Here is a 10,443-nt window from a genome sequence, read left to right on the forward strand (position 1 = left end):
AATACTTGCAGATTAATAAATACTCTGAAAAGTATAAGGGCTTGGATGTTACGCCGAAAGGTGAATTTAGTTCTGACGATACATCTTTCTACACCAAAGGTTCTACGGGAAATGGCTTTGACATCGTATTATCTGGTACCACTTATAGTGTAGGTAAAGCAACTGCTACCCGTAAAGCCGATGGTAAGACTGGCCAAGAGAACGGATTAAATTACAATTATGAATTGTCTCGCTATTACGCAAGCGACTTGACTCAATGTGATGGCGCTGATGACAATGGTAAGGCCCTTTGCGCTGATTTCTGCGGTATTGATACTCCTGCTAACACTTGCTGCAGCGATGGTTCTAGCGCTGCGTGTGCTACTCCTGGGACGGGCAATGAAACTGAAACTAATCCATAATTGATTCCATTGTACAAACCCCGCCTAGTGCGGGGTTTTTTAATGGGGGAAAATACATAAGTTTATTGTATTGTCATTCCAGGGCCCGCATACAAGCGGGAACCTGGAATCCAGAAATAGAATAAAGTCTTTTCTAATAAACAGACTGGATCCCGGGTCCACGCCCGGGATGACAAGCAGAAAGAGTGTCATCCCCGAGTGTTTGGTGGGGCGGAGCGTTCGGGGCTCTGTTGTTTGTTGGGTAGTTATTTAAAAGGTCATACTGGAAGGTTTCTGTCCAGTATCCGTTGTTTTCCTTTTTTTATAACAACAGATCCTGGACTACGACTTTCCAGGATGACGGCAACGACAAACAACGGATTCCCGACTACAACTTTCGGGAATGACAACAAAAATAGAATAAGAACAAGACAACTGTCATCCCCGAGGGGTTGGCGGCCCGCAGGGCTCGGGGATCTGCTGTGGCCGTTGCTTTTTTATAACAACAGATACTGGAACGCTCCGCGCCGGCAAACCTTCCAGTATGATCTTTATTTTTATAAACAACCAACAACCCAAGCAGTAGATTCTGAAAACCCTGCGGGCCGCCAGTTCAGAATGACCCTAATTTTTTTAACAGTCTTATTTTTTTAGGGTGGAGCAGATTTCCTGCCCTTGGGGCGTACGAGGAGAGCAGGTTAAGGGCCCGCCGCCAAAGGGATAGTAAAGCGTGTATAAAATGTCCATTGCCCCCGTGCGTGCGTTGGCCTTTATGCCGCCGGGTTCCAATACCAAATCAAAGCCGCGGCAGGAAAGTTTCTGCGGGCCGATTTTTAAACACTCGCCCGGCAATACCTGCCACTCGCGCGGGTCCACCCCCGGGCGGGACGCGGCGGCCAACTGTGCGCGGGCGGCTTCATCCGTTTCCGCCAGCACGCGCGTAAGTTGCACATATCGCTCGGTGTGCTGGTACTGTGGCAGAGCCACGCACCATAAAAGCAAGAGTACAAACACGATTGCAAGCGCTACTGATACGAGCGTTATCCAAGTGAGGGAGGCTTCCTCGTCCTCTTCTTCCTCTATGGCGTCGGGGTCAAACTCGGCGGATTTTAAAATCACGGCGCTGTGGCTGATACGGTCGTGCAAGGTGCGCTTCTTTTTATCCCACGCGGCCACAAAGAAGCCAAAATAAAACGTTACATTGGTTACCAGTTTGGAAACAATACGCTCCGTGGCTTGCCAAAAGGAAAGTCGGCGGCCGTGGCGGTCCACTACTTTTATGCCCATTAATATTTTGCCGACACTGGCTTGCAGGGGGGAACTTTCTAGGAGCGCGTAATACAGCCAAATAATAACCAGTAATACCAGCGAAACAGTGGCATAACTCTTCATCATCTGCCACAACGCCCAATACAAAACGGCAAAGACGAGCGCGTCAATTAAAAAAGCAAAGAAGCGTTTTCCTATTCCGGCGTACATAAGACACCTCCTAGAAAGCGTATATATATAGTATAAGGGGTTTAACGCTATTTAACAAGGCAAAAATTGCATTATAAGCACAAAGGCACGGCTTGCGCGTGGGTGGCCTTTAAAAGGTCGTTGGGGTTGATTTTAATTTGCAGACCGCGCAGCCCCGCGCTGACGTATATAAAATCCCACAAAATGCAGTCCTCGTGAATAAAGGTAGGAAAGGGCTTCTTCATCCCCAAGGGGGAACATCCGCCGCGCATATAGCCCGTAACGGGGACTAACTCCTTTACGTGCAGCATTTCGCACGATTTATTGCCGCTTACGCGTGCGGCGGCCTTCATATCCAACTCTGCTCCGCCGGGAATTACGCACACAAAGAAGCCCGTTTTGTCGCCGCGCAAAACCAAGGTTTTATACACTTGGTCAATGTTTTGCCCCAAGGTCTGCGCCACGTGCAGGGCGCTTAAATTTTCCTCATCCACCTCGTACGGGATAAGTTCGTAGGGGATGTTTAACTCGTCCAAGTGGCGTGCGGCGTTTGTTTTGTGGATTTTATTCTTCATTTTTTGCTCCCCTTGACTTTTTTAGCCGGGGCCTTTTTGGCAGATGTTTTGGGCCCGTGCAATTTCTGTTCGGGGTGCTCTGCCAAAAATTTATCCACCGCTTCCAATTCCGGCTTTAAATATCGCCCGGTGTAAGATTCCTTGCACGCGGCTACTTGGCGGGGCGTGCCCTCGCAGACAATCGTGCCGCCCTTGTCGCCGCCTTCGGGGCCGAGGTCAATCAGCCAATCGGCGGTTTTGATAACGTCCAAGTTGTGCTCAATAATAAGCACGGTGTTGCCCTTGTCAGCCAAACCGTGCAGCACGTGAAGGAGTTTATCAATATCCGCAAAGTGCAGGCCGGTGGTGGGTTCGTCCAAAATGTAGAGCGTTTTGCCGGTCCCTTTGCGGGAAAGTTCGTCCGCCAGTTTTACGCGCTGCGCTTCGCCGCCGGAAAGCGTGGTGGCGGCTTGGCCCAGTTTTATGTAGCCAAGGCCCACGTCGTTTAGCGTTTTTAAATAGCGTTTGATTTTGGGGATAGCGTCAAAAAATTCCAACGCCTGCGATACGCTCATATCCAGCACTTCGGCAATGTTTTTGCCCTTGAATTTTACCTGTAACGTGTCTTCGTTAAAGCGTTGGCCGTTGCACTCCTCGCACTTTACATAAATATCGGGCAGGAATTGCATTTGGATTTTTAAAATACCGTCGCCTTGGCACTTTTCGCACCGTCCGCCCTTTACGTTAAAGGAGAAGCGGCCCGGCTTGTAGCCGCGGCGTTTGGCTTCGGGCATTTCGGCAAATAAGTCGCGTATGTGCGAAAACACGCCCGTATAGGTGGCGGGGTTGCTGCGTGGGGTTTTGCCGATAGGGCTTTGGTCCACGATGATGACTTTATCAATGTTTTCCAACCCTTTAATGGCCTTGTGTTTGCCCGGAGCGTCCTTGGCTCCGTAGAACTTTTGGGCCAAGGCTTTGTACAAAATTTGGTGGATAAGCGTGGACTTGCCCGAGCCGGACACGCCCGTTACACAGATAAATTTGCCCAGCGGAAATTTAACATCAATGTTTTTGAGGTTAAATTGCTGTGCGCCTAAGATTTCCAAATATTTGCCGTTTCCCTTGCGCAGTTCCTCGCGTGGGAGAATCATCCGCCGTCCGTTTAAATAAGAGGCGGTCAGCGACTTTTCGTCGCGCAAAAAGTCCGCCGTCGGCTCTGCGGCCACGATGTTGCCGCCGTATTCGCCCGCCGCGGGGCCCAATTCTACCACATAATCGGCGGCTAAAATGGTGTCTTTATCGTGTTCTACGATGATAAGGGTGTTGTCTAAATCGCGCAGGTTTTTAAGCGTTTCAATCAGGCGGTCGTTATCGCGCGAGTGCAAGCCGATGGTGGGCTCGTCCAACACATACAAAACACCCGTTAAGCCGGAGCCGATTTGCGTAGCCAAGTGGATACGCTGTGCTTCGCCGCCCGACAGGGTTTGGCTCTTGCGCTCCAAGGTTAAATAAGAAAGGCCCACGCTGTTTAAAAAGTCCAAACGCGCGCGGATTTCCTTTAATACATCCTTGGCGATGATTTTTTCCTTGTCCGTCAGTTCAATATGTTCAAAAAATTCCTTGGCGGCGGAAACCTGCATTGCCGTAATATCGTTAATATTTTTGCCGTTAATACGCACGGCCAGGGCTTCGGGCTTTAAGCGTTTTCCGCCGCAGGTGGGGCAGGTAACCTCGCGCATAAAGCGGTTATACACTTCCTCTTTTACGAAGTCGCTTTCACTTTCTTGGTAGCGGCGTTTTAAGTTGGTAATTACACCTTCAAAATCTTGCTCGCCGCCCGAAATGACGGACGTATAACTGGCTCCGCCCGTGCCGTACAAGAGCAGGTCGCGCTGTTCTTTGGGTAAATCCTTCCACGGCGTGTGCAGGCTGATGTGGTTTTGGTGGCAAACTTGGCGCAAAATATCGTAATAATACCCGCTCCAAGAATTTTTCCAGCGGTGGGTGCGCGTGGTAACAGGGTTATCCCAAGCGGCAATCGCGCCCTCGTTAATGGACAGCGTATCGTCCGGCACCACGAGATCTTCGGCTACTTCTATTTTAAGGCCCAAGCCGTTGCAGTCCGGGCACGCACCGTAGGGGGAGTTGAACGAAAAGAGCCGCGGTTCCAGTTCGCTAAACCCGATACCGCAATGCGCGCAGGCGTTGTTTTCGCTATAAGTAAATTCGCGCGGCTTGTCGCCTTCGGCTTCCACAATGTGCACAAGGCCTTGTGCGTATTTGAGGGCGGCTTCCAAACTTTCCACCAACCGCTCGCGGTCAAATTCCTCTACAAAAATTTCATCCGTTACTAATTCAATGGTATGCTTTTTATAGCGTTCCAAGGTGGGCGTGTGGTCCAGGGTAATGACGGTACCGTCCACGCGGGCTTTTACATAGCCCTCTTTTTTAAACTTGGCAAAGAGTTCCTCGTATGTGCCGGCGCGCCCGCGGACGACGGGGGATAAAATGAAAACGGTTTTTTCGTTAAACTTTTTTAAAATATCCTGTGCAATGCCCTGTACGCTCCAAGATTCCACCTCCCGGCCGCAATGCGGGCAAAAGCGGTGCCCCACGCGGGCGAACAAAAGGCGCAAATAGTCGTAAATTTCCGTAACCGTGGCGACGGTAGAGCGCGGATTTTTGGACGGATTTCGCTGTTCAATGGAAATAGCCGGGGAAAGACCCTCAATATGTTCTACGTCTGGTTTTTCCATTAATTCCAAAAATTGCCGTGCATAAGCGGACATACTTTCCACATAGCGGCGTTGCCCTTCGGCGTAAATGGTATCAAACGCCAAGGAACTCTTGCCCGAGCCGGACAGCCCGGTTACTACGACCATTTTGTCCTTGGGCATTTCTACGGTAACATTTTTTAAATTGTGGCCTTTTGCGCCGATTACTTTAATACTCTTCATAACTTTAAAAACCCCCGGGCGTTTTATGCTTTTTACAAGCGTGCAAAACGCCCTTTTTGCTTAAATAAATTATATAATTTATATATCTTTCATACCCGGAGCGCGCGCGTGAAGAAACCGCTTAAATATTTGCTCTATACCTTGGGCATCCTGTTATCCGTCGGCCTGATTGCCTTTATGATTTATCAGGCTAAGGACAGTTTTGTAAAAATTTGGCAAGGCGTAAAAACCAAATACCTCTTTTTGTCTTTATTGTCTTCTGTGCTTATCTATGTGGCAATGGGGATGAGCCTGTACGAAGTGCTGCGTATTATGGGGCGGAAAATCTCCAAAAGCGCGGCAATGGGTATTGCGCTCGTTTCCACTACGGTGAACTATATTGTTTCCTCTTTGGGCGTAAGCGGGTTTGCCTTGCGCGCCCACTTGTTAAACCGCCGCCGCGTGCCGTTTGGCACTTGTGTTACGGCCAGCATTGTCATTACGGTGCTTTTGTATTTTGTATTGGCGATTATCATTTTGCAGGGCTCGGTGCTGATGCTTTTTAACTCGTCGGCTACTACGATGCAACTGCTCAAAAACTTTTCGCTTATTATCGTAATGTGTGCGGTGTGCGTAGTAATTACGGCGTTTTTATTTAATAACGAACTGCGCTCCAAATGGCTAAGAAAGTGCTTCCGTATGATGAATAAGGTCCTTTACCACGTCTTCCGCGCTTTAATCCCCAAAGGGAAATACGACGATTTTATGGACCAATTGGATGAGGGCATTGACCTTATCCACCGCAAAAAAAATAAACTTACAATGACGATTATCTACGTCTGCGCCGATTGGCTGTTTACGATTTTGGTTTTGTATTTTGCCTTCCGCGCGGTGGGCATACACATTACGGCGGGCGTACTAGTCGCCGGGTTTGCCGTCGGTATGGTTACGACGCTGATCCCCATTTTGCCGGGCGGTTTGGGCGCTATGGAACTGGCAATGACGGCGGTCTATTCCCAAATGGGTATAGACTGGGATTCCGCCCTTATGGCCTCGCTTATTTACCGTGTGGTTTATTATATTTTGCCGGGTATTGTGAGCATTTTTATCTATTGGGGACTGCAACTTTCGTCCCCGTCCTCTCCGCGCAAAAATAAAACTTCCAAAGGAGCCCTACTATGAAAGAACGCATTAACGAACAAGTCCCCAGCGTGCGCCCCAGTTGCTATGTGCACAAAACCGCGGTGTTAATCGGGGATGTTACCATAGGGGAAAATGTATCCATTTGGCCCTGCGCGGTACTGCGCGGGGATATTGCTTCCATTACGGTGGGGGATAATTCCAATATTCAGGAAAATGCCTGCGTACACGTCAATTACGGCGCGCCCTGCATTATTGGCCGCGGCGTAAGCGTGGGCCACGGGGCGATTGTACACGGTAGTAAAATCGGCGATAATTGCCTGATTGGTATGAATGCCGTAGTAATGGAGAGCGAAATTGGCCCCAACTGCATTATTGGGGCGGGTGCGGTGGTTCCGGCGGGTAAAAATATCCCGGCGGGGTCGCTGGTGATGGGCGTGCCTGCCAAGATCGTGCGCAAACTGGAAGAAGACGAAGTAAACGGCGTTATCAAAAACGCCCGCGAATACGCCGAGGCTATCCGCCTGTACAAAGACCATTGCGAAGAACTGTAATATGAAGAAAGTGGTGCTGATTGAAGACTCCAAGGTACTGGGCAACGCGCTTTGTGGCGCCTTAAAGGTGGACGGCATTGAGGTTCATTGGGCCGAAAACGGCGTGGCCGGCGTGCAACTGGCCAAGCAGATAAAGCCCGATTTGGTACTGTTGGATTTAATGCTTCCTAAATTAAGCGGGTTTGACGTGTGCAAACTGTTAAAGACCGACAACGCCACTTGGCGGATTCCGGTAGTGATAATGTCCACCTTGTCCGACCCCGAATCGCGCGACCGCGCCACGGAAGCGGGGGCTGATTATTTTATTCCAAAGCCCTACGATTTGGCCGCCACGTTAGCCGAAATTAAAAAATTGTTACAGATGTAGTTTTTTCAGTGCCCCTGAAACAAGTGCAGGGGACAAATAATAAAAGTTTCAGCCGTTAGATTAGGAGAGTATATGGCTCAACCCAAAAAGAAACAAACCGCAAAGTTGGATTTAGACGCTTTGGAAAATTTGCTTGACGAGGGCCGCCCGTCGGACGCGTTGGCCGTACTGGCCGAAGCCAAAAAGAAGGACGCCGCCGCTTGGTTTTTAACGGGCGAGGCACAACGCCAACTGGGCTCCTTTGAGGACGCTTTAAAAAGTTACGCCAACTGCTTAAAGGTTGCCGACGAAGCCGAACGCCGTATGGATGCGCTCTTGGCGATGGCGGCCTGCTACCGCACCTTGGGGCATTCCGCCGCCGCGTATGAACTGGCAGAGGATGCTTTAAAAATGGCGCAGGAATTGGAATATGACGAATTTGTCGTTCGCGCAATGCAGGAAATGGGTATGGCCTTGCGCGCTTGGGGCCGCTTGGAAGAGGCTCTTGATTTGCTGGATGCCGTTTTGTCCGCCTATACGCAATTAAAGGACTACGCCGGGATGAGTTTTATCCATTGGGCCAAGGGGGGAATCTTCCGCCTGCAAGGCCACTTTGAAGAGGGCGTAGCGCAGTTCAAAAAGGCTATTTCGCTTGCCAAAAAAGCGGGCGACGATATTTCCGTGGCCTATGGGCATTGCGGCTTGGCCGGAATTAGCCGCATTTGCGGAAAAATTGACGAGTGCGTGAAAAACTACAAACTGGCGGAAAAAATCTTCCGCAAGAGCGAGGACGTGTTCGGCAAGGCTTATACCAACTGTGGTATGGCCAACGGCTTGCGCCAGCAGGGTAAGTACGACGAAGCCCTACGCCATTACAATGTGGCTGATAAACTGTATTCGTCTATCCACGATACGGTGGATTTGGGCTTTGTAAAGTGGGGCCGCGCCGATATTTTAAAACGCAAAAACAAAATGGCCTCCGCCTTAAAGGATTTGGAAGAAGCGCGCGTGTTGTTTGATAATTCCGACGAAAAACGCGGGCAGATTTTAACCAAACTTTCCTTGGCGCAGGTATTGTACGCCTTGGGCCGCACAGACGAAGCCGAGGAACTCTACGAGGCGGGCGTGTCGCAGGCGCGCGCCGAAGGATTGCACACATACTTGGAAAGTTACACTTGATTTGCAACGGAACTGATAAAAAACCCCGGGCTATAAAGAACCCGGGGTTTTTCTGTACATTCCGCTCGCAAGAACTCCGGGCGTAAGCCCGAGAGGTGGAGCGAATATCCCCAAATCTTCTACATTTAGTACCATAGAAGTATGAAAGTAACCCGGTTAAGTCACTGCGTTTATCACTGCCGCTATCACATAGTGTTAGTGAGCAAATACCGGAAGAAGATATTTAATGACGGTATCTTTGCCTACTTCAAAGAGCGCGCCAAAGAGATAACGGAACATTATCCGTTAATCGTGATTTTAGAAGAAAATCACGATAAAGACCACATTCATTTATTAGTGAGTATTCCACCCACAATAGCAGTAGGAGCAGCGGTACGGATAATCAAGAGTAATTTGGCGCGCGAACTGAAGAGACGATTTTCTTTTTTAAAGCGGTGTTATTATGGGAGTGACGGTATTTGGTCAGATGAATACTTTGTATCCACGGTAGGGATAAACGAAGAGCAGATACGAAAATACATAGATATGCAGGGAAAAGAAGATTTGGGGCGAACAATGGAATTGTTCGGATGAAAAGAAACCCCAGGCGTGAGCCCGGGGAGTTTCATAAAAAGGGAAATTAGTTGATTTCTTTAATTTCCACGTCAAAGGTAAGTTCTTTGCCTGCTAACGGGTGGTTAAAGTCCAACACCACTTCTTTATCGGTGATTTCCTTCACTACCGCGCGGAAGGTGTGCCCTTCGTTGCTGGCGCCCACCAAATCGCCTACTTTTAAGTGTTCGGCGCCGCCGATGGCTTCTTTCGGCACGCGGCGGATGGCTTCTTCCAAAACCTTGCCGTAGCCTTTTTCCGGAGCGACTTTTACCGTCTTTTTGTCGCCCACTTTCATCCCGGTCAGTTCTTCTTCCAAGCCCGGAATAATGTGCCCTGCCCCGTGGGTGTATTCCAGCGGGCCACGTCCGGCGGAGGTGTCGGCTACTTTGCCGTCAACCGTAAGGGTGTAGTCAAATTTGACTTTGGAACCTTCTTTAATCATTTGTGTCTCCTTTTGGCGCCGGGTTTCCCGGGCAAATATAATATATTGTAACAGTTTTTTAGCCCGCGCGGGAAAGTGAATATGGTAAAACGAAAGCCCCCGCCCAGGTGCGGGCGGGGTTACCAATATATTGGTTGGGGGGAAGTAATGCGGACCGTCCCCCACGGGTCCCCTTACGGCGGCTTTGCCTGCAATGCGCCGTTAGAAAAGGTTTACCACTTTTAGTATGGCTTATTATCTGCCCTTTCACAAGCGCAAAAAGGGGTTAGATAGGGCAAAAAGTTTCCAATTTTTATAATGGCCTTGCGGCATCGCTTTTTGTCGTCATTCCCGAGTGTCGTAGTCGGGAATCTGTCGTTATTTAAAAAAAAACGACAACAACGGATCCCCGAACCCTGCGGGCCGCCAATTCCTCGGCGATGACGACTTTGCGAAAAAAAGAGGTCATTCTGAATTGTCGCTCTTACCACTTAGCGGCACCCCGTAGTGTTTCTGTACGGGGTCCATTAATAGGGTTCAGGATTTACCTTATATGAGTAGTGGTTGTTATCTAAAAGGTCATACTGGAAGGTTTCTGTCCAGTATCTAATCCTTATTTTATAACAACAGATCCTGGACTACGACTTTCCAGGATGACGACAACGGCAACTACCCAAGATGTAGGTCCTGAAAACCCTGCGGGCCGCCAGTTCAAGACGACGTGCCGTAATGTTGTCATTCCCGAGTGTTGTAGTCGGGAATCTGTTTTTGCCGTGGTTGTTTTCTTCCACAACGACAGATCCCCGACTAAATTCCTCGGGGATGACGACTAGACAATGTCGTTTTTTCGTTGCTTTTCCGTCGTTTATTTTAAAGGGGTT

At 49.4% G+C, this 10,443-nt stretch carries 11 protein-coding genes; 6 read left to right on the plus strand and 5 right to left on the minus strand.

Going from position 1 to position 10,443, the window contains the following annotated elements; translation table 11 throughout:
* Window positions 1–401: hypothetical protein (locus B2118_RS03525; RefSeq protein ID WP_428053332.1), on the plus strand; the 401-nt coding region annotated here is incomplete at its 5' end.
* A 621-nt stretch (window positions 402–1,022) separates the two neighbouring features.
* Here the strand turns inward: B2118_RS03525 and B2118_RS03530 are convergent.
* The 3 genes from B2118_RS03530 to uvrA form a co-directional block, all read right to left on the minus strand.
* The gene (locus B2118_RS03530; protein ID WP_428053333.1) at window positions 1,023–1,859 is read right to left on the minus strand and encodes an RDD family protein; all 837 of its coding nucleotides are present in this window, start codon (window positions 1,857–1,859) and stop codon (window positions 1,023–1,025) included.
* Window positions 1,860–1,930: 71 nt separating this feature from the next.
* Window positions 1,931–2,413 (minus strand): Cys-tRNA(Pro) deacylase, encoded by a 483-nt coding sequence (gene ybaK, locus B2118_RS03535; RefSeq protein ID WP_428053334.1) that lies wholly within the window; start codon window positions 2,411–2,413, stop codon window positions 1,931–1,933.
* Entirely contained in the window at window positions 2,410–5,349 is a 2,940-nt protein-coding gene (gene uvrA, locus B2118_RS03540) for an excinuclease ABC subunit UvrA (RefSeq protein ID WP_428053335.1), read from the minus strand. The genes ybaK and uvrA overlap by 4 nt, the downstream gene beginning before the upstream one ends.
* A gap of 108 nt (window positions 5,350–5,457) precedes the next feature.
* On the opposite strand from uvrA, the gene B2118_RS03545 reads away from it, so the two are divergent.
* The 5 genes from B2118_RS03545 to tnpA all read left to right on the plus strand — a co-directional run bounded on the left by B2118_RS03545 (window position 5,458) and on the right by tnpA (window position 9,120).
* A complete protein-coding gene (locus B2118_RS03545; RefSeq protein ID WP_428053336.1) occupies window positions 5,458–6,510 on the plus strand; it encodes a lysylphosphatidylglycerol synthase transmembrane domain-containing protein in 1,053 nt (350 codons plus the stop codon).
* On the plus strand, window positions 6,507–7,022 hold the full coding sequence (locus B2118_RS03550; protein WP_428053337.1) for a gamma carbonic anhydrase family protein: 516 nt from the start codon (window positions 6,507–6,509) through the stop codon (window positions 7,020–7,022). The genes B2118_RS03545 and B2118_RS03550 overlap by 4 nt, the downstream gene beginning before the upstream one ends.
* 1 nt (window position 7,023) lies before the next feature.
* Window positions 7,024–7,389: a response regulator transcription factor gene (locus B2118_RS03555; protein ID WP_428053338.1), complete on the plus strand. Its 366-nt coding sequence runs from the start codon at window positions 7,024–7,026 to the stop codon at window positions 7,387–7,389.
* Window positions 7,390–7,461: 72 nt separating this feature from the next.
* Window positions 7,462–8,547: a tetratricopeptide repeat protein gene (locus tag B2118_RS03560; RefSeq protein ID WP_428053339.1), complete on the plus strand. Its 1,086-nt coding sequence runs from the start codon at window positions 7,462–7,464 to the stop codon at window positions 8,545–8,547.
* Window positions 8,548–8,688: 141 nt separating this feature from the next.
* Window positions 8,689–9,120, plus strand: coding sequence for an IS200/IS605 family transposase (tnpA, locus tag B2118_RS03565; RefSeq protein ID WP_428053340.1), 432 nt, complete (start codon window positions 8,689–8,691; stop codon window positions 9,118–9,120).
* A gap of 46 nt (window positions 9,121–9,166) precedes the next feature.
* Here the strand turns inward: tnpA and B2118_RS03570 are convergent, their stop codons facing one another.
* Together B2118_RS03570 and B2118_RS03575 are read right to left on the minus strand one after the other, a co-directional pair.
* Window positions 9,167–9,583 carry an FKBP-type peptidyl-prolyl cis-trans isomerase gene (locus tag B2118_RS03570; protein ID WP_428053341.1) on the minus strand — a complete coding sequence of 139 codons (417 nt, stop codon included), beginning with the start codon at window positions 9,581–9,583 and terminating at the stop codon, window positions 9,167–9,169.
* Window positions 9,584–10,200: 617 nt separating this feature from the next.
* The coding region (locus tag B2118_RS03575) for a hypothetical protein (protein ID WP_428053342.1) at window positions 10,201–10,443 on the minus strand (243 nt) is incomplete at its 5' end.

Source organism: Candidatus Avelusimicrobium stercoris, assembly GCF_002437085.1.
Classification (GTDB): Bacteria; Elusimicrobiota; Elusimicrobia; order Elusimicrobiales; family Elusimicrobiaceae; genus Avelusimicrobium; species Avelusimicrobium stercoris.